The sequence below is a fragment of the Streptomyces sp. NPDC001108 genome (assembly GCF_053598535.1).
On sequence record NZ_JBSFKL010000001.1, the window covers coordinates 581091 to 608061 of the forward strand.

Consider the following 26971-nt stretch of genomic DNA (forward strand, 5'->3'; position numbering starts at 1 on the left):
GTCAGCGGCCGCCTTGCTGCTTGGGTGGCTTGCACTCGGCCCCGGCGGGTGTGCCCGCGGGCACGTACTCCTTCGGGACGACTCCGCAGACGTAGTTGTCGAACCAGCGGCCGCTGCCGAGGGTGTTGCCGACGAGCCGGCTGTACGAGCCGGCCAGCGAGAGCACCTTGTCGAGGCTCTTGCGGTTCTTGACCAGTACGGCGGTGACCCGGCCGAGCGAGTCCAGGGTCGGCTTCAGCTGCTTGTCGTTGTCCCGGACCAGTCCGGTGAGCTGGGTGCCGAGGTTCCGGGTGCCGGTGAGCAGCTGGTGGATGGCGTCGCGGCGGGCCTGGATCTCGCCGAGGAGCAGGTTGCCGTCCTCCAGGAGGGTCTCGAAGCTGCTCTTCTTGCGGGCGAGCGTCTTGGTGAGCTGCTTGCTGCCCTTGAGGAGGGTGGCGAGCTGGGCGTCGCGCTCGGAGACCGTCTTCGAGAGGGCGGAGAGCCCTTCGGCGGCGCTCTTCACGTCCGGCGGGGAGTCCTTGAAGGTGGCGGAGATCGTCTCGAAGCTCTTGGCGAGCTGCGCGGTGTCGATCTCGCCGATGGTCTCGCCGAGCCCGTTGAACGCCTGGGTGACGTCGTACGGGGAGGTGGTGCGGCTGGCCCGGATGCGTTCGTCCGGGTCCTGCGCGGCGTCGCCCAGCGGGTCGACGGCGAGGTACTTCTCGCCGAGCAGGGTCTTGATGGCGATGCCGACGGTGGAGGAGTTGCCGATCCAGACGTCCTTGACCTTGAAGCTGACCTTCACCTTGGGGCCGTCCAGCGCGACACCGGTGACCTCGCCGACCTTCACCCCGGCGACCCGTACCTCGTCGCCCTCGGAGAGTCCGGCCGATTCGGTGAAGTCGGCGCTGTAGGTGGTGCCGCCGCCGATGAACGGCAGCGCGTCGACGCGGTAGGCGCCCAGGCCGACGAGGGCGAGGACGAGCAGTCCCACGACGGCGACGGCCACGGGGTTGCGTTCCCGTACGGGTTTGATCCTCATCCCTGGCACCTCGGCTTCCTGACCTCGATGCCGGTGGGCGGGGTGCTGCCGTCCTCGGTGGTCACTCCGCTCACCCGGGCCTCGCAGAGGTAGAGGTTGAGCCAGGAGCCGTAGGAGGTGAGCCGGGTGATCGCGTTCATCTTCGCCGGGGTCTTCGCCAGGAAGTTCTCGATCTGCGGCGTGCCCTTCTCCAGCTGGCCGGAGAGCCGTCCGAGCTGTCTGATGTCCTGCTTGAGGGGAGCGCGCCCGTCCTCGAGCAGGTCCGCGGTGACGGTGGTGAGCGCGCCCATCGCGGTGACGGCCCGGCCGAGCGGCTTGCGGTCGCCGGCGAAGCCGGTGACGAGCTGCTGGAGCGTGTCGACGAGGTCGTCGAAGCCCGCCTCACGGTCGTTGACGGTCTTCAGGACCGTGTTGAGGTTCTTGATCACCTCGCCGATCACCTTGTCCTTCGCGGCGACCGTTCCGGTCAGCGAACCGACGTGCTGGAGGATGCTGTCGACGGTTCCGCCCTCGCCCTGGAGCACCTGGACGATGGAGCCCGCCAGCTGGTTCACGTCGGGCGGGGAGAGACCTTCGAACAGGGGCTGGAAGCCGTTGAAGAGCTGGGTCAGGTCGAGCGCGGGGGTGGTGCGGGAGACCGGGATGGTCGCCCCGGCGGCGAAGCTCCGGCCGACCGGTCCGGCCCCCTGGTCGAGGTCGATGTACCGCTGGCCGACCATGTTGAGGTACTTGATCGAGGCGGTCACCGAGGCGGGGAGCTTGCGCCCCTTGCGTACGGCGAAGGCGACCTCGGCCAGTCGCTTGTCGGCGACCTCGATGGACTCGACCTGTCCCACCTTGACGCCGGCGATCCGGATGCTGTCGCCGACGACCAGTCCGGTGACGTCGGTGAACCGGGCCCGGTAGGTGGTGGTGTCGCCGACGCTGGTGTTGGCGATGGACAGGGCCAGCACGCTGGTGGCCACCACGGTCACCAGGACGAAGACGATCGACTTGGTGAGGGGGCCGGCGAGAGAGCGGCGCTTCACTTGAGCTTCACCTCCGCACCGCGGAAGGCCGGACCGATGAGCACGCTGCTCCAGTCGGGCAGGGTCTGCGGCTGGACTTTCAGTGAGGGAGCGACCAGCTCGTTGACGAGCCGGCTCTCCTGCGGGGAGTTGGGCATGCCGAGTCCGGACTTCGCGGCCGAGGGAGCGGTGCCGGCCGGGCGGTCGGCGTCCTCGGTGCCGGGCGCGGTGACCGGACTCGCGGTGCGGGCGTCGGCGGTCGGCGCGGCCTTGCCCATGTAGGGCACGGAGTAGCAGTGCGGTCCGCCGGTGGCGTTGTAGACCGGGGTGTCCCGGCCGGGCACGTACTTGCCCTTCGACGCGACCGGTTTGACGGTGACGTGGAGCCCGGGCCGGTCGGTGCCCTTGCCGAGCGCCTTGTCCATGGCCGGGACGAATCCGGCCAGGGTCCGCAGGGTGCAGGGGAACGAGGACGAGTACCGGGCGAGCGTCTCCAGCGTCGGCCTGCCGGTGGCGGAGAGCCGGATGAGGTTGTCCTTGTTCTCCTGGAGGAAGGAGGTCAGGTCGCGGGCGGAGGCGGTCGTGGAGCCGTAGAGACCGGCGAGCTGCGCCTCCTGTTCGGCGAGGGTGCCGCTGGTCGTGGTGAAGTCGGTGAGCGCGTCGAGGACGTCGGGGGCGGCGTCCCCGTACACCTTGGACACCTTGACGAGTTCCTTGATGTCGTCGTTGAGCGTGGGCAGTTGGGGGTTGAACCTGGCCAGGTGGGCGTCGAGGGTGGCGAGGGTGTCGCCGAGCTTCTCGCCGCGCCCCTGGAGCGCCTGGGAGACGGCGCCGAGGGTGGCGGCGAGCTTCTCCGGTTTGACGGCGGTCAGCAGCGGCAGCACGTTGTCGAGCACTTCCTCCAGCTCGATCGCGTTGCTGGACCGGTCCTGCGGGATGACCGCCCCGGCCCGCAGCGGCTCGGTGGACGGCGTGGCCGACGGGACGAGGGCGACGAACCGTTCCCCGAAGAGCGTGGTGGGCAGCATCTGGGCGGTCACGTCGGACGGGATCCGGCCGAGCTTGCCGGGGTCGATGGCGAGGGTGAGCCGGGCCCCGTCCCCGTCGGCGGCGATGTGGCGGACCTGCCCGACGACGACGCCGCGCAGCTTCACGTCGGCGTTGTCGTGCATCTCGTTGCCGACGCTGGAGGTGCGTACGGTCACGGTCGCGTCGTCGGTGAAGTCCTTCCGGTACACCGAGACCGAGACCCAGACGAGTACGGCGGGCACGAGGAGGAAGGCGACTCCGGCGAGTCTGCGGCGTACGGTCTGCGTGCTGTGGGAGATCATCAGCCGGCCACCTTCACCGTCGTGGTCGCGCCCCAGATCGCGAGCGAGAGGAAGAAGTCGGTGACGCTGATCAGCACGATGGCGTTGCGGACCGACCGCCCCACCGCGACGCCCACCCCGGCGGGTCCGCCGGTGGCGTGGAAGCCGTAGTAGCAGTGGGCGAGGATCACCATCACGCTGAAGATCAGCACCTTGAGCACCGACAGCAGCACGTCGTCCGGGGAGAGGAAGAGATTGAAGTAGTGGTCGTAGGTGCCCGCCGACTGCCCGTTGAACAGGACGGTGACCAGGCGGGAGGCGAGGTACGAGGAGAGCAGCCCGACCGCGTAGAGCGGGACGATCGCGACGACCCCGGCGATGATCCGGGTGGAGACGAGGTACGGCATGGACCGGATCCCCATCGCCTCCAGGGCGTCGACCTCCTCGTTGATCCGCATCGCGCCGAGCTGGGCGGTGAACCCGGCGCCCACGGTCGCGGAGAGCGCGAGCCCGGCGACGAGCGGGGCAATCTCGCGGGTGTTGAAGTAGGCGGAGATGAAGCCGGTGAAGGCGGAGGTGCCGATCTGGTCGAGGGCCGCGTACCCCTGGAGTCCGACGACGGTGCCGGTGAAGAGGGTCATCGCGACCATCACACCGATGGTGCCGCCGATGACACCGAGCCCGCCGCTGCCGAAGGCCACCTCGGCCAGCAGCCGCTGGACCTCGCGCAGATAGCGGCGCAGGGTCCGGGGGATCCAGATCAGCGCGCGGACGTAGAACGTGAGTTGTTCGCCGGATCGGTCGAGCCAGCTGAGCATCGACATCGGTCAGCTCCCCTTCGCGGGGACGATCTGGAGGTAGATCGCCGTGAGGACCGTGTTCACGAAGAACAGCAGCATGAAGGTGATGACGACGGACTGGTTGACCGCGTCGCCGACGCCCTTGGGGCCGCCGCGCGGGTTGAGTCCGCGGTAGGCGGCGACGATGCCCGCGATGAATCCGAAGATCAGCGCCTTGAGCTCGCTGATGTAGAGGTCGGGCAGTTGGGCGAGGGCGGAGAAGCTGGCCAGGTACGCGCCGGGGGTGCCGTGCTGGAGGATCACGTTGAAGAAGTAGCCGCCGAGTGTGCCGACCACCGAGACCAGGCCGTTGAGCAGGACGGCGACGAGCATGGTGGCCAGGACCCGGGGGACGACGAGCCGCTGGATCGGCGAGACGCCCATGACCTCCATCGCGTCGAGCTCCTCGCGGATCTTGCGCGAGCCGAGGTCGGCGCAGATGGCGGAGCCCGCGGCGCCGGAGATCAGCAGCGCCACGATGATCGGGCTGGCCTGCTGGATGACGGCCAGGACGCTGGCGCCGCCGGTGAACGACTGGGCGCCGAGCTGCTGGGTGAGCGAGCCGACCTGGAGGGCGATGACGGCGCCGAACGGGATCGAGACGAGTGCGGCGGGCAGGATGGTGACGCTGGCGACGAACCAGAACTGCTCGATGAACTCCCTCACCTGGAAGGGGCGTCGGAAGACCTCGCGGCTCACGGTGGCGGCCAGGGAGAACAGCTTCCCGGTCTCGCGGAGCGGGGCGAGCAGCCTGCTGGGCGGCTTCTGCCCGGCGCTCTTCGGGGCCTCGGGCTCCGGTGGCGGGCCGGAGTCCGGCGGTTCGGGGGGCAGCACCGGCATGGGGGCCGTCACGGGCGCTCACCGCCGCCGGCCGGGGTGTAGCTCTTCAGGATGGCGGTGCGGGCGGCCTCGGGGAGCTGCCCCATCATCGACATGACCCGCTCCCGGCGGCGCAGCGCGGCCTGCCGTACGGGCATGCCGGGCGAGGGCTCCAGCTGCGGGACGACGGTGCGCGGCGCGTTGGCGGAGCTGATGCCGACCCCGTAGCCGTTGATCTCCTCGGCGGCGAGGGTGGCCGCGTCCTTCTCCTCGGCCATCCCGATGGGGCCCTCCCGGCGGCCCGCGAGGAACTGGGAGACGACCGGCAGCTCGCTGGTGAGCAGGACCTCGCGGGGGCCGAAGGTGACCAGGTTGCGGCGGAAGAGCATCCCCATGTTGTCGGGGACGGTGGCCGCGATGTCGAGGTTGTGGGTGACGATGAGCATCGTCGCGTCGATCTGCGCGTTGAGGTCGATGAGCAGCTGGGAGATGTAGGCGGTGCGGACCGGGTCGAGGCCGGAGTCGGGTTCGTCGCAGAGGATGATCTGCGGGTCCAGCACCAGGGCGCGGGCCAGTCCGGCCCGCTTGCGCATACCGCCGGAGATCTCGCCGGGGAGTTTGTCCTCGGCCCCGAGGAGGCCGACGATCTCGATCCGCTCCATGACGACGCGGCGGATCTCCGACTCCTTCTTGCGGGTGTGCTCGCGCAGCGGGAACGCGATGTTGTCGAAGAGTGTCATCGACCCGAAGAGGGCGCCGTCCTGGAACATGAGACCGAAGAGTTTCCGGGTCTCCATGATGTCGCGCTCCGGACTGTTCACCATGTCGACGCCGTTGATGAGAACACGGCCCTGTTCGGGCTTGAGCAGGCCGATGATGGATTTCAGGAAAACGGTCTTTCCCGTGCCGGACGGGCCGAGCATCACGCTCACCTCTCCGGCGGGAAGCGTGAGGGTGACGTCCTGCCAGATGTTCTGCTTGCCGAAGGACTTCGTGAGGCCCTCGACGACTACTTCGATTCCCATCGGCCCTCCTTCGAAGTTGTGGTGAACGAAGTCATCTGTCAGCGCTCCGGCTCTGAGAAATCCAATGGCGGCTCGTCACACATGCACCAGGAGGCGCACACGCTATGTCCGTCGAAACCGCCAGGACAAGCCGTTGAGCAGCGGAAATCGACGAATCTGGGGCGGGGTCCGGAGCACTTGTCACCAAGTGACAAAGACCTATGGTCGCTTTGTCGAAAGGTGCGCAAGCCCTCCGGCCCGCGGATCGGGCGCCGACGGCCGGCGAAGCCGGTTCCGTCCGGGCCCCCGGGGTACCGGGCGAGCAGCCTCGGATACGTTTCCCCGCTGCTCAACCGGGACGCTACGACCCGGTAACCTGCTTAGCAATACTGGATCGTAAACTTTCTGTGGGCTGAAACACGTTCTCGGCGCTTTTTGTCGTCCGGTGAGTATTCGCCTCCATTCGCTTATGAAGAAGTGAGTGGAGGCGGCGCCCGGCCGAAGACCCCTTGCACACGTCCGCCCCACCCGGAAGCACCATCCGGGTGGGGCGGACGAGGTGTGCGGTACGCGTGCTGCTAGGTGAATGTGACCAGGTGGGTTCCCGAATAGGGGAACTGGTCCCCGGCGTATGCGAGACCCGCGCAGTTGTTGGCCTGCGAGACGGTGAGACCGCCACCGGAGCCGACCGAGAATTCACTGGTGGCCTGATCGAACGCGGCGTTCCGCGCGTTTCCGGTCGCCGTCACGGTGCAGGTGCCGAACAGGGTCTCCATCCGGACCGCGAGAACGACGCCCTGGACATTCCCGGAAACGACCGTTCCCGAGGACGACGACGGAGCGAACGTGGCTGCCCGGGTCAGCCGGGCCGAGCCGGTGGCGCCGAGCGGCCCCTGGCACTGCCACGTGGCGGACAGGATGGTGTGGTCCACGCCCGAGGCCGTGCCACTGTCGCAGGTGAACCCGCCCATTACGGCCGTGGTCCCGGGTACGAGCTTCGCCGTCCAGGCCCCGGCGAGCGGTGCCGTAGCCTCACCCGCCGAGGTGGCGTACGCGGACGGCACCGCGGCCGCGATCAGCGCGCCGACCGCCGCCGCGCACGCTAACCGTCCGGTCCTGTTCCTCATCGCCGCTCCTCCCCGTCCCGGCTACTTCGCGACGCCCGCGTGCCAGTTCTCCGCGAGGAGACGGCCCGCGTTGGGCGCCGACGCTCCGGGCAGGGCCAGGCCCGCCGTGTAGGTGGCGGCGTTGTTGAGCGTCAGGCTGTTCTTTCCGGCGGCCGAGGGGAGGCCGGTCTTCAGGTTGACCGCCCAGTTCAGCTCGCCGAGGGTCAGCGGGCCGCAGCCGCTCACGCCGGGCACCGCGAAGGACGAGTCACCCTGCGCGTTCCCGGTCAGCTCGATCCGGTTGAGGAAGCCCCCGGTGTTCGTGGTGCCGTCGGCGTCGAAGCGGCGGCTGCCGATGGCGGGCTGGCTGAGGTTGCGCGGGCTCAGCACGATCGGGTTGGAGGCGGTGCCGATGTAGCACTTCGAGCCGAGGAAGGGGTTCTCCAGGTGGATACGGATCGGGATGTTGACGATCGTCTTCCCGCTCTGCATCCCGGCCGTCAGGTCGAAGTTCGTGGGCGTGCCCACCGACTGCACGGTGGCGACGACACGGTTGAGGCTGTTGTCCGTGAGCTGCTTGCAGATGTCGGAGACGACCGGGATGTCGTTCGGGCACATCAGCCCGAGGAGTCCGCCGGGGATCTCCGTCGGGGCGCCGACGATCGATCCGCCCGCGGCCGGCACGACCCTGGACGCACCGGTCGACGTGTTGCGGACGATGCCGAACTGGAGGTCGTTGGCCCCCGTCGTCGCCTCGGTGTTGCCGAGCTTGATGGAGCCGCTCTCGGAGTGCGAGGACACGCACATCGCGATCTCGTTCGTACCGTCCGCGGCCAGCATCACCGGGTCGTCGACCGGACAGCGGCTGAACGGCGCCCAGTTGCCGTTCATCCCCTGCGCGGAGGCGGCGCCCGCCGGTGAGGTGCTCAGCGGAACTCCCACGGCGACGGCCAGCAACGCACCGACAAGAGCGGGTCTGACTCGCTTCGGGGCAGCGCTCATTGTTCGTCCAGCCTTTCTGAGGAAGGAATACGAGGGTGTGCGTGCGTTCAGCGTTGCGGCTTGGGCCTCGGCGGTTCCGGACAGTTCGCCGGCGCACCGTCCACGCAGAGCGGGCCCTGCATCATCTTGGTGTAGTTCCCGGGCCCGGAGACCGCGGCGGTGAACATGTTGTCCAGGTCCTCGGTCACTCCGCAGCCGGTGAACGGGGGAACGTCGGCGGAACCGAGGAGCGGCCCGCCGGACTTGACGGTGTACCCCTCGTCCGGACCCGCGCCGGTGGAGCCCTTGCCGGTGAGGGAGAGTTCCATCGACCGCGCCGTGCGGCAGTTCGGCCCCACGTCGAGAGGCGTGCCGTTCACGGACACGTCGGAGAGCCGGAGGCTCACCTGGGTCGTCGCCGTCGTGGTCTCCTTCCGGCGTCCGGTCTCCGGGTCCGGCGCCCCGTCGTTGAACGTGTCGATGTAGACCGGGCCGGTGAGCGACATCTCGACGGTGGCCGTCGTGGGCATGAAGCCGAAGGTCAGGAAGGTCGACCGGGCGGGCGGCATCTGCGGCTTGCCCCGGTAGTCCATCGTGCCTTCGCTGTGGACCCAGGTCAGCGAGCCGGTGGGGCAGCTGTAGACCGCGAGCATCGAGTTGAGCTGGAGCATCAGATGGGCCGGGTCCTCGAACTTCGTGGCGGCCTTCTGCTTGTTCACATTGGCGTAACCGGCCATGTATCCGTGCGCCGGCCTGGGCGGCGCGGCGATCGGGCCGAAGAGGATCGTGCAGCCCGGCAGATCCGGCGGTGTGACCTCTCCGGTGTCCGCCGCGGCACCGGCGTCCGCGCTCCGGGCGTCCGGCTTCGGCGAGGTGCCCGCGTCCGGACCCTGGCCGGGTGTGCCGGGCACAGTGCCGTCGGAGGACGCCGGTACCTGTACGGTCCCCAGTTCCGGCGACTGGTCGGCGTCGGCCGTACAGGTCACCGGGACGACGTCGGGCGCGGTCGTCTCTCCGTCGGCCGCCGCCCGGACCACCAGGTCCAGTTTCAGCTCGCCGGCCGCGAAGACCATCGCGCCGCTGGACCGGGGCGTCACGGTGGGCACCGCCCCGCTCGCCTCGACGCTCGTGTCCCCGTCCGTGTCGACGGCCGACTCCGGGATCTCCAGGGCCTGCCACATCACATTCGTCGAGACGCCGTTCTGCGTGACCGTCGTCCGCAGGCTCGCCGCGCCGGACAGGACCGGGGAGTCGCCCTCGGGCAGTTCGCCCAGCAACTCCGGTGCGAGTGCCACGCCGATCCGGACCTGTTCCGGCTGGACCTCGGCACCCACCGGGGAGCTCACCGGCAGCTCGACGGAGACGGTCACGTCCGCGCCGTGCTCACCGGACGCCGTCGTACAGGTGTACCCGAGCGGGGTCTCCACCACGTGGGTGGTGCTGGCCACGCCCGTTCCCGGCATGAGCCCTGCCAGCAAGGCCATGCCGCCGACGGCACCGGCCTGGCCCCATCGGCGGGAGCGGATCGACTTCATTCTCATGCGGCAACCTGCCGTTGTCTCGGAGCTGACTGGTCGTCCACGGAGGGAGCTCGGCCCCCGCGGTCAGGGATTCATGGGGACGTCACGGCGAGGGGTTCGTGCAGCGCCCCGGCCGGCTCTCGACGGCGAGGGCCGGGTCGCCCCCGTCAGCCGTCCCGTGCCGGTCCCGCCGATGTGGCCCTCGGCGCCGGACCGCACGCCGGCGGCCCGGCCAGGACGCTGAACGATGCTCATGTACACCCTTTGCGGACGGGATCGCCTGCGGACAGGTCCCCCCGCGCCGGCTCCGTGCGGAAGCGGCGCGGGGGGACCTCAGGACCGATCAGTGGGTCACGAGTAGACGATGGTCAGCGGGTTGGCGACCTTGTACGTCGCCTTGAAGGTGGCCGAGTCGCCCGCGTTGAGCAGACCGGCGCAGTTCGAGGCGCTCTCGACCTTGAGGCCGGTGCCGGTGTTGATGGCCAGCTCGCCGGTCGCGTTGTTGTACGTCACGTTGCTCACGGTGCCGCTGATCACGGCGTTGCAGGTGCCGAGGATGGTGTCACCCACGAGGTTGACCTTGACCCCGCTCAGGGATCCGGAGGAGATGCCCCCGCTGTAGCTGGCGGCGTTGATGCTGATGACGGCACCGGAGGCGAGCGATGCCTGGAAGCTGGAGCCGAGCGGTCCGGGGCACGGGGAGGCGGCGGAGCCCCAGGTCACCGCGGTGATCTTCGCGAGTCCGGTGCCGGTGCCGTACGTACCGCTGGGAGCGGTGCCGCTGGCGGGGGACACCGAGCAGTCGACCTGCTGGCCGGTGGTGGTGTCGACCAGGGTCGCCGACGTACCGGTCTTGAGCGACGCGGTGAAGGTGCCGGAAGAGTTGGGGTTGGTCACGGTCCACCCGGCGAGGGCGGTGGCCGAGGCGGACGTCGCGGCGAAACCGAGCGCGGCGGCGGCGACGGTGGTGGCGAACAGGGCGCGGCTGAGGGTCTTACTCACGGAACTTACCTCCGGGAAGTGGAGTTGGACGTACCCGATTACCTCGCTCCGGGGCCAGGGAATGGCTCGCGGCGGCGAGGGCGGCTCACATCGTGGAACGCAGCGGTCGATGGACTCGACTGCGTGATCGAACTCCGTGCGGCTCGAACGTTACGAGCCAGTAGACCGACGCGGCAATACCCGACGCAGAAATTCCGCGACCGGGTCGGTAAAAGCATTCCAGCTTAGCGACAACTCAGCAGATCGCCGCGATCTTCTATCGGAAAGTGAGTAGTTACGGCCGTGTCATATGCCCCTCGGGGGCCCCGACACTCACCCCGGACACACTCGCCGGTACCCGTCGCGGCCCCCGATCACCCGCCTACCCGCCGGTAAGATCGTCTCCCGCGCGGCTGAATGACGCCCCGGCCAGGCACGTACCGGCCGTCGGGCCCACGCGCCCGGCCGCCGCGGGGCAGCGGCCCCGCACGCCCGTAACCGGACGGCTCCCTTCCGTCAAAAGCTCCGACGAATTACCGTTCCGATCGATCGAACGCCTTCCGGACCGGGAATCCCGGAGTATTTCCCGGGCAATGAATACATGGCCTCGAATACCCGCACCGCCGGAAGTGCGACCGCCCGCACACCCTCCCCGATCGCACCACTCCGGACGGATACGCACCAGTCGCACTAATCCCTGCCAATCCCCCGGCCAAGAGTCCGTTACCCACGGTTACTTTCTTGTCGCCCCCGGAGCAGTTGTCCGAAAAACATTGTCTTGAAGTGAGCAGTCGCGTCCCACCTGCACCGAAGCACCACAACAAGGCCGGGATATGTGCCCCTTGCACTTCGATCTTGCCGAAGTGGTGGGCACGGTCGCCGAGTTGGTCTATCTTCATCGCGAACTTGGTACGCACCTGATCGGTTCGTGGGAGCGCTCTCCCCCGCCTGACCCCCCACCGGGCGCCGGATAAACGAGGGGACAGTCATGCCAGCACTCGTACAGCCGTCGGACACGGGGGATCCGCTCGGACCGCTCCCCCAGGAGTTCGCCGCCATCATGCGGCCCGAGCTTCCGAGCCTCATCAAGGAGATAGGCGTCGAGGTCACCCGCGCCTATCCGGAGTACGCCCGGCTGCTGAACGGCCCCAACGGACAGGCCATCCGGGTCGGCGTGGAGCAGAGCCTCTCCTCCTTCGTGGACCTGGTCGCCGAGCCGACCGCCTCCACCTCGCTCCGCGACGACATGTGCCGCCGGTTCGGCCGGTTCGAGGCGTACGAGGGGCGCACGATGGAGACGCTCCAGGGCGCGTACCGGCTCGGGGCGCGGATCGCGCTGCGGCGGGCCAAGAAGGTCGGCAAGAGCTACAACTTCTCCCCCGCCCTGATGCTCAGCTTCGCCGACGCGCTCTTCGCCTACATCGACGAGCTGGAGTCCCTGTCGCGGGAGGGATTCCTGGAGGTGCAGTCGCAGACCGGCGAGCAGAGCGAGGCCATGCGCCGCCGGCTGCTCCACCTCATCCTCGCCGGGCGTCCCGCGCCGCGCACCGCCATCGCCGAGCTCTGCGAACAGACCGGGTGGGCGCTCCCCGAAGAGGTCACCCTGGTCGCCGTACGCCCCCCGGCCACCCTGGACCGGTCCGTGGTGGACCGCGACATACTGGCCGATCTCAGCGACCCACAACCGCACTTACTGATCCCCGGCCCCTTCGACGAGGCCCGCGCACGCATGCTGGACGAGGCACTGCTCGGCGCCCACGCCGCGATCGGCCTGACCGTGCCCACCGCCCTGGCCTCGGACTCGATCCGCTGGGCCCGCCGGGTGCTCGAACTCGTCGACACCCAGGTCATCGACGACGCACCCGTCGTTCTGTGCGAGGACCACCTCACCACCCTGTGGCTGCTCTCCGACCCGGCGCTGGTCGACCAGCTGGCCCAGCGCGAACTGGCGCCGATCGCCGGGATCAGCACCACCCGCCGGGAGCGGCTGGTCGAGACCCTGCGGATCTGGCTCGACACCCGCGGCACCGCGGCCCACATGGGCGAGCTTCTGGACGTCCACCCCCAGACCGTCCGGTACCGGATGCGGAATCTGGAGTCCATCTTCGGCCGGCAACTGACCGACCCCCAGAGCAGATTCTCCACCGAGGCCGTCCTGCGGGCGCTCCAACTGCGCTCCCGCAGCGAGGAACCGACGCCCTGACCCGCGCTCCGCGCCGAATCACTTTCCTCGCACCACGTCAACTTACCTGTGAGTAATGGTAAATAGCCGGTCACTCTCAAACGGTTGCCACACGGAGACGTTCTCAACGAGAAACCCGGAACCGCGTCCCGTACACATGGAGGGGTCGGCCGCCGCACCCGGCGGCCGCGCCTCGCACCACCTCCTGGTCGACCATTTCCGAGAGGGCCCCACATGACCGCCTCCCACCTGCTCGTCCCCGTGCCGATCCCCGACCGGGTCGTCGCGCTGATCGGGTCCTGCATCCCGCAGCACATCCTCCAGGCGGAGTTCGAGGCCGCGTGCGCCGCGCGCGAGGTGCGGGCCTTCCGCGGGCCGCTCCTCTGCGACGAGGACCGGGCCGACCGTGAGCAGGCGCTCTCCGAACTGGCCCGCGCCAACAAGATCCTCGCCGCCCACCACCCCCGCCTCCCGGTACGCCCCGACAGTTCCTGGTGAACACCCCGGGGGAGAATGCCGGGCACGATCCACCGCCGCCCGCCGCCCCCTTCCCGAAGGAACCGCCATGCCCACCGGACCGCGCCCGTCCGTCCTGTACGTCACCGACCTCGACTACCCGGCCCGCGGCAGGCGCTACGGGGACGAGGACGTCTCGCTGACCGCGCGGCTGCGGGATGACTTCGCCCTCGCGCTCTGCCACCCCCGGGACGCCGCCGCGCTGCTCGACGGTTTCGACGCGGCCCTCATACGCAACAGCGGCCCGGTGCTGCACCACCGGGAGGCGTACGAGGCGTTCCGCTCCCGGGCCCGGGAGCTGGGCACCCGGGTCTACAACCCGCTGCACGGCCGCGGCGACATGGCGGGCAAGCAGTACCTGGTCGATCTGAGCCGGTCCGGACATCCGGTGATCCCGACGGTGGACCGGACGGCCGACCTGGGCTCGCTGCCCACGGCACCCGAGTACGTGGTCAAGCCGAAGCTGGGCGCGGACTCGGCCGGGCTCCGGTTCGTGCCGGAGCCCGTACTCCCGGACGGCGAGGACGGTGCCTGGCTCGTCCAGCCCCGGATCGACTTCCGCTACGAGGTGTCCTTCTACTTCGTCGACCACGACTTCCAGTACGCGCTCTACGCGCCGGACCCGGAACGCCGGTGGGAGCTCGTGCCCTACGCACCGGACGCGGCGGACCTGGCGTTCGCCCGCGACTTCGTGGAGTGGAACAGCCTGGACCACGGCATCCAGCGGGTCGACGCCTGCCGGACCGCCGTGGGCGAACTGCTCCTCGTCGAGCTGGAGGACCTGAATCCGTATCTCTCGCTGGACCGGGTGGACGCGTCGGTGCGGGAGGCGTTCGCCGTCCGGATGACGGCGTCGCTGCGGGACCTGCTGGGCTGACCCCCGTCCGGCCGTCCCCCACATGCGCGAGGCCGGGGGCGGTGTGAGGGTGCAGGCGTGACCACTGCCAGCGAGACCGCCCCCGCCACGCGGAGCGCCACCGCTCCGGCCGTACTCGATCCGCGCCGTCGGAACATCGTCTTCGCGACGATCGTGCTGGGCATCCTGCTGGCCGCCCTGGACCAGACGATCGTCGGCACCGCGCTGCCGACGATCGTCTCGGACCTGGGCGGCGCCGCCCACATGTCCTGGGTGGTCACCGCGTATCTGCTGGCGGAGACGGTGGCGACGGTCCTGGTCGGCAAGTTCGGCGACCTCTTCGGCCGGAAGATCATCTTTCAGCTGTCGGCGGTCATCTTCATCACCGGCTCGTTCCTCTGCGGGCTGGCGACCAACATGACCCTGCTGATCGTCTGGCGCGGCCTCCAGGGCATCGGGGCGGGCGGGCTGATGGTCACCTCGATGGCGCTGATCGCCGATGTGATCCCGCTGCGCGAGCGCGGGAAGTACCAGGGCGCGATCGGCGCGGTCTTCGGGGTGTCGACGGTGGTGGGGCCGCTGCTCGGCGGGCTCTTCACCGACCATCTGAGCTGGCGCTGGGCCTTCTACGTCAATGTGCCGATCGCGATCGCGGTGGTCGTCGCGGCGGCCCGGACGATCCCGGCGGTGAAATCGGCGGGCCGGCCCGTCATCGACTACCTGGGCATCGCGATGGTCACGGTCGGCGCGAGCGCGCTGATCCTGGCGACGAGCTGGGGCGGGAACGAGTACGCCTGGGGCTCGCCCGTGATCCTCGGGCTCTTCGCGGGCGGCCTGGTCGCCCTGGTGCTCTTCTGCCTGGTGGAGTTCCGGGCCGCCGAGCCGATGCTGCCGATGCGGCTCTTCCGGAACCCGGTGTTCACGGTCTGCTCCGTGCTGAGCTTCGTCGTGGGCTTCGCGATGCTCGGCGCGATGATCTTCCTGCCGACGTATCTCCAGTACGTGGACGGCGACTCGGCGACCCTGTCCGGGGTGCGGACGCTGCCGATGGTGATCGGGCTGCTCGTCGCCTCCGTCTTCAGCGGCAACGTGGTGTCGAAGACCGGCCGGTACCGGATCTTCCCGATCGTGGGCTCGGCCGTCATGGCGGTGGGGCTGTACCTGCTGTCCCGGATGGGGCCGGAGACCGGGGTGTGGCTGGAGTCGCTGTACATGCTGGTCCTCGGCGTGGGCATCGGGCTGGCCATGCAGGTGCTGACCATCGCCGTGCAGAACACCGTCGACTACGCGGACCTGGGGACGGCGACGTCGGGCGTGACGTTCTTCCGAACCCTCGGCAGCTCCTTCGGCACCGCGGTCTTCGGGACGATCTACGCCAACGCACTCGAGCCCCGCCTCACCGACGGCATCACCGCCGCGGCCCGGGCCGGTGGCGACCCGGCGACGCTGGCGAAGGCCGCGCAGAGCCCGGCCGGGCTGCACGCCCTGCCGCCCGCCCAGTCCGCCCCGCTGGCCCAGGCGTACGCGGACAGTCTGCACACCGTGTTCCTGTGGACGGTGCCGGTCGCGGTGCTGGGGCTGGCCGTGGCCTTCTTCCTGAAGGAGGTGGAGCTGCGGGACACCGCCCGGGTGAGCTCGACGGACATGGGCGAGGGCTTCGCGCAGCCCAGCGCCGGTGACTCGGCCCGGCTCCTCGAATTCGCCGTCGCCAAGATCCTGCACGGGGCCGGTCCGGAGACCGCCCGGCGGATCGTCGCCGGGTCGGACACCCGGCTGGACATGGCGGGCGCCTGGGCGGTGATGCAGGTCGAGTTGTTCACCCGGATGGTGGGCCATGCGGGGCTGCGGCTGATCGCGGCCCGGCACCGGCTGCCGCACGAGGTGCTGGTGCCGGTCTTCGACCGGATGATCGAGGAGGGCTATCTCACCGGGGACGGCCATCTCTTCGCGCACACCGCCGCCGGGCGGCGGGAGGCGGCGGTGATCACCGAGGCATGGGCGCGGTGGCTCGGCGAGCGGCTGGACGAGCACGGGGCGCGCCCGGACGACCGGCGGCTGCGGGCTGCGGTGGACGTGATCGCCAAGCGGCTGCTGGCCGAGGACCTGGAGCAGGCGCTCTCACCGGCACCGCCGCGGACGAGGGCGCTGGCGGGAACGGGGAGCTGACCGCGCGTCCGTGCCGGTCCGTGCCACGCCCCGTCCCGGGCCGGCAGGCTCTCAGTCGAGGAACTCCCCGTCCACGTAGACCCAGGCGCCCTCGTGGCGGGCGAAGCGGCTCTTCTCGTGGAGGGTGCCCGGCAGGCCCCGCTCGGTGAAGTGGGCGCGGAAGGTGACCGTGCCGGTGGCGTGGAACGGGCTGCCGTCCGTCGTGCCCAGCACCTCCAGGCGCACCCAGCGTGTTCGGGGGTCGAAGTCGACGGCGGGCGGGCGGGTGCCGGGGTGCCAGCTGCGCAGCAGATACGCCTCGTCCCGGACCACGAAGGCCGCGTACCGGGAGCGCATCAGCGCTTCGCAGGTCGGCGCGGCGAGCGCCCCGGTGTGCATCCGGCCGCAGCACTCCGCGTACGGGGCGGGCAGGCCGCACGGGCACGGGGACTGCGCGGTGACCTCGGGGGTGGTGCTCCGGGCGGGGCGTGTGGGGCGTCGTGACATGGGTCCATTGTGGCCCGCGCCCCGGCCCGTCCGGGGCGCCGGGGTACGGCGGCCGCGGACGGACGGCCCGGTGGGCGGGCGCGGTCAGGGCTTGCGGGCCACGCCCGCGTAGCCGGGGATGGGTTCGTCGCCGGGGACCTCGACGGCCTCGCCGAGCTCGGGGTGCCAGTCCGCCGACAGGGAGAGGCCGGGTTCTACGAGGTCGAGGCCGTGGAAGAACGCGGCGACCTCGGCGTGCGAGCGCAGCCGCAGCGTCATCCCCCGGGCCCGGTACATGGCGGACGCCTGCTCGGCGCGCTCCGGGTCGAAGTCCCCGGTGGTGTGCGAGAGCACCAGGTAGCTTCCGGCGGGGAGCCGCTCCACGAGGCTGTCGACGAGTTCGGCGGCGCCGTCCTCGTCGTCCACGAAGTGGAGCAGGGCGAGCAGCGACAGGGCGATCGGCCGGTCGAAGTCGAGGACCTTCCCGGCGGCTTCCAGGATGGTCTCCGGCCTGCGGGCGTCGGCCTGGATGTACTCGGTGGCGCCCTGCGGGGTGGAGCGCAGCAGCGCGGCCGCGTGGGCGAGGACGATGGGGTCGTTGTCGCAGTAGACGATGCGCGCGTCCGGGGCGGTGCGCTGGGCGATCTGGTGGAGGTTGGGCTCGGTCGGTATGCCGGTGCCGATGTCGAGGAACTGGCGGATGCCCCGGTCGGCGAGCCACCGGGTGGCCCGGTGCATGAAGGCGCGGTTCACCCGGGCCATGTCCCGTCCCCGCGCGTCGAGGGCGAGCAGTTGGCGGGCCATCTCCTCGTCGACGGGGTAGTTGTCCTTGCCGCCGAGGAACCAGTCGTACATCCGGGCCGGGTGGGGCTTGGTGGTGTCGATCTCGATACTTCGGGGGTCGTGCCCGGTCATGGCGCGCTCCGTGGGGGCGTAGGTCGGGGGGACAGCATCGGTGGACAACAGGATTCCGCGGGCGGGACGGCTGCGGCGCAACGGATTCGGGCGGCCCCGGGCCGGGGCCCGGGGCCGCCCGCGGTTCAGGTGAGCAGGAAGTCCGCCTGACCGGACTTGGCTCCCTGGATGAAGGCCGCGATCTCCCGGGGGGTGTATATGAGGGCGGGCCCGTCGGGGTCCGCGGACTGGCGTACGGCGACCCTGCCGTCGGACAGCTTCATCGCCTCGACGCAGTTTCCTCCGTTCCCCCCGCTCCACGGCTTGTGCCAGCCCTCGGTGCCGAGTGCGGCGGCCGGCATGCCGTTGTAAATGGGATCCATCACAGCTCCTTGCGGAAGTCCCGGAGGATTTCCTTCGTGCGTTGTGCAGTCGCGGCCTGGGCCGCCATGCGGTCCATGACTTCGAGGTAGGAGGCCACCTCGGGGCGCGCGTCGAAGTAGACGGCGCCGGTCAGGTACTCGCTGTAAACCATGTCGGGCAGTTCGGGGACGGCGAAGCGGAAGAGGACGAACGGGCCGTAGGTGCCCGGGTGGTGCCCCGTCGAGAACTCCGCGATCTGGAGCGTCACATGCGGCATCTCGGTCGCTTCGAGCAGCCGGTCGATCTGCGCGCGCATGGCGTCGACGCTGCCGACGGGGCGGCGCAGCACCGTCTCGTCCATGATCACCCAGAGCCTCGGGGCGTCGGGGCGGGTGAGCAGGGACTGACGCTCCATCCGCAGCGCCACATGGCGTTCGATGTCCTCGGGCCTGGTCTGTCCGACGGCTCCGGTGCGCATCACCGAGCGGGCGTAGTCCTCGGTCTGGAGGAGCCCGGGGACGAAGTGCGGCTCGTACATGCGCAGCAGGCTCGCGGCACCCTCCAGGCTGACGTACATGCTGAACCAGTCGGGCAGCACGTCGTGGAACCGCTGCCACCAGCCCGGCTTGTTGGCCTCCTCGGCGAGCTCCACGAAGGCGTCCGACTCGTCCTCGGGCACCCCGTACGCCTTGAGCAGCACCTGTACGTAGGGGATCTTGAGCGCGACCTCGGCGGTCTCCATCCTGCGGATGGTCGCGGGCGCGACTCTGAGCACCTTGGCGGCCTGGTCGCGGCTCAGGCCGACGCGCTGCCGCAGATCCTGCAGGCGCTTGCCGAGAACGACCTGACCCACGGTCGGGGCGGACCGCGGTTCGCTCACTTCAGACCTCCCCATGCGCTGTTCCGAGCAGTCTGCCATGCGTCGGCCGAGCAGAACACAGCCACTCTGAAAATTTCAGAGTGCCCCTTGCCAAGTGTTCACGACAGGGGGAGAGTTGGTGAGTGAACCAGTTCACGAAGTCTCGCCCGCCCTCATTCGCGTGGGAGCGCGGAGCGTGACGCAGCCCCCACTGTGAGGAATCGGTTGTGGCACCTGGCAGTGCGCTCATCCCCCGGCTCATGGATCTCAGTCCCGGGACGGAGGCGCTCCGGTACTGCTTCGCCCTGCCCGCGTGCCCCGAGTCGGTGGCCGGTGCGCGCAGACTGACCCGGGCCCGGCTCGACCAGTGGCGGCTGGACGCGGACGCCTGCGACTCGGCGATCCTGATCGTCTCGGAGCTGTTCACCAACGCCGTGGTGCACACCATGAGCGCCCGGGTCGTCTGCGAGCTGCGCCGCCTCGACCGAAAGCTGCGGATAACCGTGCAGGACCAGGGACACCAGCCGGGCGGGCCGCGGCTGCGCCGGGGCTCCGACGACGAGCACGGGCGCGGTCTGGTGCTCGTCGACGCGATGTGCAGCGCCTGGGGTTCGCGCGACGCGGGGAACGGCTCGGGCCGCATCGTCTGGGCCGAGCTGGCGCACGGCCCGGGACTCCCGTGCTGAGGGACGCGATGTCGCATCTGCTCACGGGATGGCGAGGGGCCGGTCCGGGCCCGTCCGGGACGGTACGGCTGCCGGTGCCACCCTCGCTCTCGGCCACCCTCGGCTGCGACGCGGTGGGGGTGCCGGCCCGGTTCGGCTTCCGGCTGCTGTCCCATCTGCCGCGCACCGGCTGTGTCTTCGCGGCGGACGACCACTGGTGGTGGATCGTGCCCACCGGTTCCGACCTGGATCTCGACTGGCCCGAGCAGACCGTCTACGCGACGGGGGCGTTCGTCCCCGCCGCACGGCCCCGGCTGATCCACCGGCCGGAGGGCCATACGCCGTACACCCCGCCCATCCCCCTGTTCCTGATGGTGTGCCAGGTGATGGGTGTGGCGCCGTCGTGGGCGCCGTCGGGGGACGAGCGCGCCGTCTCCGCCCCCTGACCCGGTGGCCCGGCGGGTCGGGGCCGACGGGCTTTGTGGTCGACTCCGGGCGGCCGCTCCGGGCGGTCCCTCCGCCCGGCCGGTCCTTGCCGACCGCTCCGGAGCACCGGGGTGACCGCCGGACGCTCTGGTCACGCTGCGTTGTCAGTGGGTCGTTCTACTGTGGCACGAGTGATCGAAAGGCCCGCGCGGGAGCGGGCGTCGGGCGGAAGGGGGGCGGAGCTGTGCGCCGCTGGGAGCTGGTCGAGGGCAGTACGTCGAAGTTCTGGGAGACCGGGGCCGAGGGCGCCGTGGTGACGGTCAGGTACGGCCGGTGCGGCAGCGACGGACGCACCCGGTCCAAGGAGTACGCCTCCCCCGAGGCCGCCGCGGCCCAGATCGCCAGAGCGATCGGCGAGAAGGAGAAGAAGGGCTACCGCGAGGTCGGTTCACCGGACGCGGCCGCCACTCCCCCGCCCCGGGCCTCCGATGCCCCGGTTCCGGCCCGGGGGCCCGTCGTCCTCCCCGACGAGGACACCTTCGTCCTGCCCGCCGAGTGGAAGCGGGTGGCCCACCCCCGGCGCGGCGGAGCGCACGGCGCCCCCGTCGGGCGTCAGCCGGAGACGCACGACCTGCTGGACGCGAGGATCGCGGACGAGGCCGCCTGGATCGAGGAGTTCGTGCGCTCGCCGCGTTCGGACCCCTCGCTGGCCGAGGCGCTGCGGGCCCATCTCGACGGCTCCCCCTCCCCGCTCGGCGCGGCCGCGCTGACCGCGATCCTCAACGGCTCCGGCTGGGCGGAGTACTGGACCGCCCGGTACGGACTGCCGTTCGCCGCACGGGCCGCCACCGAGGTGTTCTCGGTCGACGCCGACTGGCGGCAGGGCCGCCGCAACCGCACCGACCACCGGCTGCGGGCCCTTCCCGGCCCCCGCCAGGCCCACTGGGCCTGGCACCACCGCGCGCCGATCGACCGGGTCCGCGCCCTGCTCGCCGTGGCGGACGAGGACGTCTACCGGGCCACCGTCGAGGCGCTCGCCCCGTGCCGCACCGACACCCTGCGCACGATCGTCGTCTCCTACCTGGTGCCGGGCGAGACCGGCTGGGTGGACGAGCTCTGCACGGACCCCGGGGTCGGCGCGGAGCAGGACCGCACCCTGCGTTCCATGGTGTTCAGCTCGCTCTACTCGGCGGACCAGCTCGCGCTGCTCCCCTACGCCCCGGACTTCACCCTCGGCCTCGCGATGATCGCCACGGTCGCCGAGGGAGTGGGTACGGCCGTCGCCGGGCCGCTGGCCGCCTCGCTCGGCGGCAGCCACTACTACGCGGACAGCATGAAGCTCGCCGCCGAGGCCCTGGCCGAGATCCCCACCGACGAGGCGTTCCTCGGACTGCTGGCCCACGCGGACTCGAAGCACGTCCGCCCCTCGCTCCTCGACGCCATGCGCCGCTACCCGGTGCGCGCCGTACGGCTGCTGGCCTCCGCGGCGAGCGGCCGTTCGGCCACGGCCTCCTGGTCGTCGCAGCTGCTGCGGAGCCATGTCGGAGCCCGGCGCGAGGTGGTGTCGGCGGCACTCGAAAGCCTCGCTCCCGAGGTCGTGAGGATCGTCGAACCGCTGCTCAACCCGGTGGGCCTGATCCCGGACGCCCCGCTGGACGCCCTGCCGCCCCTGCTGACGGCGCCGCCGTGGTCACGCCCCCGCACCGCCGCGAAGCCCACGGTCGTGCCCGGCCTGACCCCGGTCTCCGAGCCGCGCGTGGCGTGGCTGCCCGGGGAGCGGGAGTCCTGGGCGTCCGCCTCCAGTTGGTACACCGGCAGGCGCGGCGACCTGGCGGGGACGCTCGACGCCGTGCGCCGCGATCCGTCCGGGGACGGACTGCGGCCCGCCTGGGCATTCGTCCACGGCCCCCGGGAAACGGTCGCCCCGCTGCTCGCCGTCTGGGACCCGACCGATCTGTGGGAGGGCGAGGACACCCTCAGGCCGATCGCCGCCCGGTTCGGCCCGGCCGCGCTGCCCCTCCTGGTGCGCGCCGTGCCCCGGCAGCCCGGCCCCCTCGCCCCGCTGCTCCTCCCCTTCGTCGACGTGCAGGTCGCCCGGCTCATGGCGGACTGGGCGGTGCGGCTCAAGTCCACCGCCACGACCGCCCGTTCCTGGTTCGCCCGGCACGGTGTCGCGGCCGCCCCGCTGCTGGTGCCGGACGCCGTGGGCCGGGCGGGGGCCGCGCGGCGGGCCGCCGAGCAGGCGCTGGCGCTGATCGCCTCGGTGCACGGCGACGACGTGGTGCGCGGGGCCGCCCGGACGTACGGCGCGCAGGCGGCGGCAGCGGTGGAGGAGCTGCTCTCGGTGGACCCGCTGGAGCGGGCGCTGCCCGCCAGAATGCCGGTGCTGCCCGACTGGGCCGATCCGGCGGTGCTGCCGCAGATCGTGGTCCGCTCCGGCGGGGCGCTGCCCGCCGCGGCGGTGCGGCACGCCCTGATGGCGCTGGCGCTGTCGAAGCCCGACGAGGTGTATCCCGGCGTCGCCGCGCTGACCGGTACGGCCACCGCCGCCTCGCTCGCCGAGTTCGCCTGGGCCCTGTTCGAGCAGTGGCGGCTGGCCAACATGCCCGCCAAGGAGTCGTGGGCGCTGCACGCACTGGGCCTGCTGGGCGACGACGGGACGGTCCGCCTGCTCACCCCGATCGTCCGGAGCTGGCCCGGCGAGGGGGCGCACCACCGGGCCGTGGAAGGGCTCGACGTGCTGGCGTCCATCGGCAGCGACGTCGCTCTGCTGCACCTGCACGGCATCTCGCAGCGGGTGAAGTTCAAGGCGCTCAAGGTGCGGGCCCAGGAGAAGATCGCGGAGGTCGCCGCGGGGCTCGGACTGACCGGGGAGCAGCTCGCCGACCGCCTGGTCCCGGACTTCGGTCTGGACGCCGACGGTTCGACCGTCGTCGACTACGGCACCCGCTCGTTCCGGGTCGGCTTCGACGAGCAGCTGCGGCCGTACGTGCTGGACGGTGACGGCAAGCGCCGCAAGGACCTCCCGAAGCCGGGCGCCCGGGACGACGCCGAGCTGGCCCCCGCCGAACGCAAGCGATTCATGGCGCTGAAGAAGGACGTCCGTACGGTCGCCCCGGACCAGGTGCGGCGGCTGGAGGCCGCGATGGTGGGCGGCCGTTCCTGGACCGCCCAGGAGTTCCGGGAGCTGTTCGTCGGTCATCCGCTGCTGGGGCACCTGGTGCGCCGGCTGGTGTGGCTGAGCGGGGCGGAGGACGCCGGCCCCGTCGCGTTCCGGGTCGCGGAGGACGGTACGTTCACGGATGTCGAGGACGCCGTCTTCGCGCTGCCGGACGGGGCGGCGGTGCGCCTCGCGCATCCGCTGCATCTCGGCGACGCGCTCACCGCCTGGTCGGAGGTGTTCGTCGGCCACGGGATCCTCCAGCCCTTCCCGCAGCTCGGGCGCGCCGTGTTCACCCTGGCCGAGGAGGAGTCCGGCGCGTACCGGCTTCCCCGGTTCGAGGGGGTGAAGGTGCCGGTCGGGAAGGTCCTCGGGCTGGAGCGGCGCGGCTGGCGGCGCGGGGTGCCGCAGGACGCCGGGGTGGAGCGCTGGATCTCCAAGCAACTGGCGAACGACTGCTACCTGGTGGTCGCGCTCAACCCCGGGATAGCGGCCGGAGTGGTCGACATGTTCCCCGAACAGACCCTGGAGACCGTCTGGCTCGACGACCGCCCCGACGACCACTGGCAGGACCGCGACCACACGCTCCGCTTCGCCGGACTGGACCCGGTCACCCTCTCCGAACTCCTCGGCGATCTGACCGGGCTCACCGCGGGCATGACGCCGTAGGGAGGAGTCCCCGGGGCCCTCACGAGCCGGGCCCCGGGAGGGCGCCCTGCGGGCGCGCCCCGCGAGCGGAGCCTCAGGGCCGGTCGAGGTAGCCGAGACCGGGGTGGACCTTGGTGTAGTTGTCGAGGAGCCGTTCGGCCACGGACACCGAGTCGACCAGCGGGTGGAGGGCGAACGCCTTCACGGCGGCGGCCCGCGAACAGCTCTCCGCGGCTTCCAGCACCGCGCGTTCGACCGCCTTGACGGCGGTCACGAGCCCGACGGCGTGGTACGGCAGCGGGTCGGCGGCGACCGGTCGGGCGCCGTTGGCGTCGACCAGGCAGGGCACTTCGATCACCGCGTCCTCGTCCAGCACCGGGAGCGTGGTGCGGTTGCGGACGTTGAGGATGAGCGAGGTCCGTTCGTTGCGGGCGACGGCCCGCATGAGGGCGAGCGCGACCTGCTCGTAGCCGCCGGACTCCAGGTCGCTCTCCTCCCGCTCGCCGGCCCCGGCGACCTCCCGGTTCTCCGCCATGTAGGTGGCCTCCCGCTCGGCCCGGGTACGGTCCCAGGCGTCCAGGGCGGGGGTGTCGGGGTTCTTCATCCGGGCGTAGAAGCCCTCCTGCTGCTCGCGGAGGAAGGCGCCCCGGGTCTGCTCCGCGTCCTGGTAGGCGCGGACGGCTTCCCGGTTGAAGTAGTAGTAGTGCAGGTACTCGTTGGGGACGGCGCCCAGCGACCGCAGCCAGTCGGCGCCGAAGAGCCGCCCCTCCTCGAAGGATTCGAGGAGTTCCGGATCGGCGAGCAGCCTCGGCAGCTCGTCCCGGCCGTCGACGTACAGGCCCCGCACCCAGCCCAGGTGGTTGAGCCCGACGTAGTCGATCCGGGCCCGGTCCGGGTCGGCGCCCAGCACCCGGGCGATACGGCGGCCGAGGCCCACCGGGGAGTCGCAGATGCCGATGACCCGGTCGCCCAGATGGCGGGACATGGCCTCGGTGACCAGGCCCGCCGGGTTGGTGAAGTTGATGACCCAGGCGGCCGGGGCGATCCGGGCGATGCGCCGCGCCAGGTCGACGGCGACGGGCACGGTGCGCAGCCCGTACGCGATGCCGCCCGCGCCGACCGTCTCCTGGCCGAGCACGCCCTCGTCGAGGGCGACCCGCTCGTCGGCGGCCCGGCCTTCGAGGCCGCCGACCCGGATCGCGGAGAAGACGAAGTCGGCGCCGCGCAGGGCTTCGTCGAGTTCGGTGGTGGCGGTGACGGCGGGGGCGTCCGGCACACCGGCGGCCTGCTCGGCGAGGACCCGTGCCACGGCGGCGAGCCGGTCCCGGTCGGTGTCGTGGAGGGTGACCGCGGATACGCGGCCTTCGCCCCGGTCGGCGAGCAGCGCCCCGTAGACGAGTGGAACCCGGAATCCGCCGCCGCCCAGAATTGTCAGCTTCACGCTTCCGCATGGTACGGGGCGGGCCGGTGCGGGGGCGGCTCCTGCCGGCGCGAGGCGGGAACGGCGTCCGGCCCGGCGCCGTGGACCACTCGGGTCCGCGGGTGCCGGGCCGGCTGCCGTCCGTCGCGGCGTGTCTTCGGTGGTCAGTCGCCGCTCCACCAGCGTGAGACGGCCCGCCACAGCCGCACCGGGGCGGAGCCCGTGCGCTGCTGCGGGATGTGCCCGACGGTGGAGGAACCGAAGGCCGTGCGCCGGTCCGGGTCGGCGGTGGTGGTGGCCGTCGCCGTGACCGCCTCCGTGGCGGCCGCGGGGGCGACCGGCGGAACGGGGGCGCGCCCCGGGGCGGTGGTGGTGTGCCGCGCCGTGGACTGCACCTCCCAGTCCGTGCGCTGCGGGTTGGGCCGGCCCATGGACGGCGGTTCCTTGTCGTCCTGCGGCGGGCGGGCCGCGAAGTCCGCCGGAAGATCGACGAGATGCCGGCCCATGAGGTTCCCGACCCAGCGCAGTTCGCTCTCCTCGACGGCGAGTTCGAGGTCGGGCAGGCGCATCAGCAGGGCGTCGACGCCGACGTCCGCGATGGCCCGGCCGATGTCCTGGCCGGGGCATTCGTGGGGGCCGCCGCTGAACGCGAGGTGGGCGCGGTTGCCCGCCATGTCGGCGTTCAGGTCGGGCCGGACCGCCGGGTCCATGTTGGCCGGTGCGATGCCGACGATCAGCGCGTCACCGGCCTTGATCCGCTGGCCGCCGAGCTCGGTGTCACCGACCGCCCAGCGGCCGAAGACCGAGGTGAACGGCGGCTCGTCCCACAGGGTCTGCTCGACCGCCTCGGGCACCGTCATGTGCCCGCCGCTCAGCCTGGCCCGGAAGCGCGGATCGGTGAGCACCATCCGGAGCACGTTGGCGATCAGGTTGGCGGTGGCCTCGTACGCGGCGATGAGGACGAGCCGGAGGTGCTCGCTGACCTCCTGGTCGTTCAGCCCGGAGTGGTGCTCGACGAGCCACGTGGTGAAGTCGTCCGAGGGTTCGCGCCGGCGGCGCTGGACCAGCCGGGACAGCGCGTCGATCACGTAGGCGTTGCTGGCGACGGCGGTCGCCGTGCCGCGGGTCATGTCGCGGGCGGCCTCGACCATCCGGTCGTTGTACTCCTCGGGCATGCCGAGGATCGCGCACATCACCATCATCGGCAGCCGCTCGGCGAACTGGGAGACCAGGTCGACGCGGCCCTGCTGGCAGAAGTCGTTGACGAGCCGGTTGCTGTAGCGGTTGACGTGGCGGCGGACGCCGCGGGTGTCGATCCGGGCCATGCTGTCGGTGACGGCGCCGCGCAGGCGCTCGTGCGCCGCGCCGTCGGCGAACACGCACACCGGCTGCCAGGTGAAGATCGGGGCCAGCGGGTGGTCGGGGGCGACGCTGCCGTCCTGCAGGGCCCGCCAGCGGCGGGAGTCGCGGGAGAACTGCGAGGGGGTGCGGGTCATGTGCAGGTTCTCGCTGTGCCCGAGGACCAGCCAGGCCGGCACGTCCCCGTGCAGCAGTACGGGGGCCACGCTGCCGTGCTCGGCGCGCAGCTTGTCGTAGAGCCCGTGCGGGTCCCGCTCGGCCTCCGGGCCGTAGAGCCGGCGCAGTCCGCCGGGGCCGATGCCCAGGCCGTGGGCCGGGCATTCGGGGGGCGGGACCGGCCCGGAGGCCGCTCCGGGCTCGTATGGGAAAGGGGTGGTCACGATCGCTCCAGGGATCAGGTTTCC

23 protein-coding genes are annotated in these 26971 nt (G+C 71.2%); 7 read left to right on the forward strand and 16 right to left on the reverse strand.

Features of this window, described 5'->3' with window-relative positions; translation table 11 throughout:
* Position 1 precedes the first annotated feature (1 nt).
* The 10 genes from ACWC97_RS02565 to ACWC97_RS02610 form a co-directional block, all read right to left on the reverse strand.
* Positions 2–1021 carry an MCE family protein gene (locus tag ACWC97_RS02565; protein WP_385208956.1) on the reverse strand — a complete coding sequence of 340 codons (1020 nt, stop codon included), beginning with the start codon at positions 1019–1021 and terminating at the stop codon, positions 2–4.
* Positions 1018–2049: an MCE family protein gene (locus ACWC97_RS02570; protein ID WP_385208953.1), complete on the reverse strand. Its 1032-nt coding sequence runs from the start codon at positions 2047–2049 to the stop codon at positions 1018–1020. Before ACWC97_RS02570 ends, ACWC97_RS02565 begins: the two co-directional genes overlap by 4 nt.
* Positions 2046–3359 carry an MCE family protein gene (locus tag ACWC97_RS02575; protein WP_450646956.1) on the reverse strand — a complete coding sequence of 438 codons (1314 nt, stop codon included), beginning with the start codon at positions 3357–3359 and terminating at the stop codon, positions 2046–2048. The genes ACWC97_RS02570 and ACWC97_RS02575 overlap by 4 nt, the downstream gene beginning before the upstream one ends.
* Positions 3359–4162, reverse strand: a complete 804-nt coding sequence (locus tag ACWC97_RS02580) for an MlaE family ABC transporter permease (RefSeq protein ID WP_352274746.1) — start codon at positions 4160–4162, stop codon at positions 3359–3361. The genes ACWC97_RS02575 and ACWC97_RS02580 overlap by 1 nt, the downstream gene beginning before the upstream one ends.
* Before the next feature lie 3 nt (positions 4163–4165).
* A complete protein-coding gene (locus ACWC97_RS02585; RefSeq protein ID WP_352274747.1) occupies positions 4166–5029 on the reverse strand; it encodes an MlaE family ABC transporter permease in 864 nt (287 codons plus the stop codon).
* On the reverse strand, positions 5026–6021 hold the full coding sequence (locus ACWC97_RS02590; protein ID WP_352274748.1) for an ABC transporter ATP-binding protein: 996 nt from the start codon (positions 6019–6021) through the stop codon (positions 5026–5028). The genes ACWC97_RS02585 and ACWC97_RS02590 overlap by 4 nt, the downstream gene beginning before the upstream one ends.
* Positions 6022–6578: 557 nt before the next feature.
* Complete coding sequence (locus ACWC97_RS02595; RefSeq protein WP_450646959.1) at positions 6579–7127, reverse strand: hypothetical protein; 549 nt, start codon at positions 7125–7127, stop codon at positions 6579–6581.
* Between the two features lie 21 nt (positions 7128–7148).
* A complete protein-coding gene (locus tag ACWC97_RS02600; RefSeq protein ID WP_450646961.1) occupies positions 7149–8108 on the reverse strand; it encodes a hypothetical protein in 960 nt (319 codons plus the stop codon).
* 47 nt (positions 8109–8155) lie between these two features.
* A complete protein-coding gene (locus ACWC97_RS02605; RefSeq protein ID WP_450646963.1) occupies positions 8156–9628 on the reverse strand; it encodes a DUF6801 domain-containing protein in 1473 nt (490 codons plus the stop codon).
* 330 nt (positions 9629–9958) lie between these two features.
* Positions 9959–10609, reverse strand: coding sequence for a hypothetical protein (locus tag ACWC97_RS02610; protein WP_450646965.1), 651 nt, complete (start codon positions 10607–10609; stop codon positions 9959–9961).
* 967 nt (positions 10610–11576) lie between these two features.
* Between ACWC97_RS02610 and ACWC97_RS02615 the strand changes: the two genes are divergently transcribed.
* From ACWC97_RS02615 to ACWC97_RS02630, 4 genes are all read left to right on the forward strand, one after another.
* The gene (locus ACWC97_RS02615; RefSeq protein WP_352274753.1) at positions 11577–12791 is read left to right on the forward strand and encodes a helix-turn-helix domain-containing protein; all 1215 of its coding nucleotides are present in this window, start codon (positions 11577–11579) and stop codon (positions 12789–12791) included.
* Positions 12792–13004: 213 nt separating this feature from the next.
* On the forward strand, positions 13005–13268 hold the full coding sequence (locus tag ACWC97_RS02620) for a hypothetical protein (RefSeq protein ID WP_352274754.1): 264 nt from the start codon (positions 13005–13007) through the stop codon (positions 13266–13268).
* Between the two features lie 67 nt (positions 13269–13335).
* Positions 13336–14163 carry a hypothetical protein gene (locus ACWC97_RS02625; RefSeq protein ID WP_450646968.1) on the forward strand — a complete coding sequence of 276 codons (828 nt, stop codon included), beginning with the start codon at positions 13336–13338 and terminating at the stop codon, positions 14161–14163.
* 57 nt (positions 14164–14220) lie between these two features.
* On the forward strand, positions 14221–16308 hold the full coding sequence (locus ACWC97_RS02630; RefSeq protein WP_450646969.1) for an MDR family MFS transporter: 2088 nt from the start codon (positions 14221–14223) through the stop codon (positions 16306–16308).
* Between the two features lie 51 nt (positions 16309–16359).
* On the opposite strand, the gene ACWC97_RS02635 is transcribed toward ACWC97_RS02630, so the two are convergent.
* The 4 genes from ACWC97_RS02635 to ACWC97_RS02650 form a co-directional block, all read right to left on the reverse strand.
* Positions 16360–16794 carry a YchJ family protein gene (locus tag ACWC97_RS02635; protein ID WP_352274757.1) on the reverse strand — a complete coding sequence of 145 codons (435 nt, stop codon included), beginning with the start codon at positions 16792–16794 and terminating at the stop codon, positions 16360–16362.
* Between the two features lie 84 nt (positions 16795–16878).
* On the reverse strand, positions 16879–17688 hold the full coding sequence (locus ACWC97_RS02640) for an SAM-dependent methyltransferase (protein ID WP_352274758.1): 810 nt from the start codon (positions 17686–17688) through the stop codon (positions 16879–16881).
* Positions 17689–17813: 125 nt separating this feature from the next.
* Positions 17814–18050, reverse strand: a complete 237-nt coding sequence (locus ACWC97_RS02645; RefSeq protein ID WP_352274759.1) for a DUF397 domain-containing protein — start codon at positions 18048–18050, stop codon at positions 17814–17816.
* Positions 18050–18910 (reverse strand): helix-turn-helix domain-containing protein, encoded by an 861-nt coding sequence (locus tag ACWC97_RS02650; protein ID WP_352274760.1) that lies wholly within the window; start codon positions 18908–18910, stop codon positions 18050–18052. Before ACWC97_RS02650 ends, ACWC97_RS02645 begins: the two co-directional genes overlap by 1 nt.
* Before the next feature lie 206 nt (positions 18911–19116).
* On the opposite strand from ACWC97_RS02650, the gene ACWC97_RS02655 reads away from it, so the two are divergent.
* The 3 genes from ACWC97_RS02655 to ACWC97_RS02665 all read left to right on the forward strand — a co-directional run bounded on the left by ACWC97_RS02655 (position 19117) and on the right by ACWC97_RS02665 (position 23809).
* Positions 19117–19575, forward strand: coding sequence for an ATP-binding protein (locus tag ACWC97_RS02655; protein ID WP_352274761.1), 459 nt, complete (start codon positions 19117–19119; stop codon positions 19573–19575).
* Positions 19569–20000: a hypothetical protein gene (locus tag ACWC97_RS02660; protein ID WP_450646972.1), complete on the forward strand. Its 432-nt coding sequence runs from the start codon at positions 19569–19571 to the stop codon at positions 19998–20000. Before ACWC97_RS02655 ends, ACWC97_RS02660 begins: the two co-directional genes overlap by 7 nt.
* Before the next feature lie 224 nt (positions 20001–20224).
* Positions 20225–23809 carry a WGR and DUF4132 domain-containing protein gene (locus ACWC97_RS02665; RefSeq protein ID WP_450646974.1) on the forward strand — a complete coding sequence of 1195 codons (3585 nt, stop codon included), beginning with the start codon at positions 20225–20227 and terminating at the stop codon, positions 23807–23809.
* A gap of 73 nt (positions 23810–23882) precedes the next feature.
* Here ACWC97_RS02665 and ACWC97_RS02670 read toward each other — a convergent pair whose 3' ends face one another.
* Together ACWC97_RS02670 and ACWC97_RS02675 are read right to left on the reverse strand one after the other, a co-directional pair.
* A complete protein-coding gene (locus tag ACWC97_RS02670; protein ID WP_450646976.1) occupies positions 23883–25229 on the reverse strand; it encodes a 6-phospho-beta-glucosidase in 1347 nt (448 codons plus the stop codon).
* A gap of 143 nt (positions 25230–25372) precedes the next feature.
* On the reverse strand, positions 25373–26947 hold the full coding sequence (locus tag ACWC97_RS02675) for a cytochrome P450 (RefSeq protein ID WP_352274765.1): 1575 nt from the start codon (positions 26945–26947) through the stop codon (positions 25373–25375).
* Positions 26948–26971: the final 24 nt, after the last annotated feature.

What these genes read in the sequence shown, in the direction of transcription:
- ACWC97_RS02565 (WP_385208956.1), bottom strand. Translation starts at nt 1,021, where the DNA reads ATGAGGATCAAACCCGTACGGGAACGCAACCCCGTGGCCGTCGCCGTC.
- ACWC97_RS02575 (WP_450646956.1), bottom strand. Translation starts at nt 3,359, where the DNA reads ATGATCTCCCACAGCACGCAGACCGTACGCCGCAGACTCGCCGGAGTC.
- ACWC97_RS02580 (WP_352274746.1), bottom strand. Translation starts at nt 4,162, where the DNA reads ATGTCGATGCTCAGCTGGCTCGACCGATCCGGCGAACAACTCACGTTC.
- ACWC97_RS02590 (WP_352274748.1), bottom strand. Translation starts at nt 6,021, where the DNA reads ATGGGAATCGAAGTAGTCGTCGAGGGCCTCACGAAGTCCTTCGGCAAG.
- ACWC97_RS02595 (WP_450646959.1), bottom strand. Translation starts at nt 7,127, where the DNA reads ATGAGGAACAGGACCGGACGGTTAGCGTGCGCGGCGGCGGTCGGCGCG.
- ACWC97_RS02600 (WP_450646961.1), bottom strand. Translation starts at nt 8,108, where the DNA reads ATGAGCGCTGCCCCGAAGCGAGTCAGACCCGCTCTTGTCGGTGCGTTG.
- ACWC97_RS02605 (WP_450646963.1), bottom strand. Translation starts at nt 9,628, where the DNA reads ATGAGAATGAAGTCGATCCGCTCCCGCCGATGGGGCCAGGCCGGTGCC.
- ACWC97_RS02615 (WP_352274753.1), top strand. Translation starts at nt 11,577, where the DNA reads ATGCCAGCACTCGTACAGCCGTCGGACACGGGGGATCCGCTCGGACCG.
- ACWC97_RS02620 (WP_352274754.1), top strand. Translation starts at nt 13,005, where the DNA reads ATGACCGCCTCCCACCTGCTCGTCCCCGTGCCGATCCCCGACCGGGTC.
- ACWC97_RS02625 (WP_450646968.1), top strand. Translation starts at nt 13,336, where the DNA reads ATGCCCACCGGACCGCGCCCGTCCGTCCTGTACGTCACCGACCTCGAC.
- ACWC97_RS02635 (WP_352274757.1), bottom strand. Translation starts at nt 16,794, where the DNA reads ATGTCACGACGCCCCACACGCCCCGCCCGGAGCACCACCCCCGAGGTC.
- ACWC97_RS02640 (WP_352274758.1), bottom strand. Translation starts at nt 17,688, where the DNA reads ATGACCGGGCACGACCCCCGAAGTATCGAGATCGACACCACCAAGCCC.
- ACWC97_RS02645 (WP_352274759.1), bottom strand. Translation starts at nt 18,050, where the DNA reads ATGGATCCCATTTACAACGGCATGCCGGCCGCCGCACTCGGCACCGAG.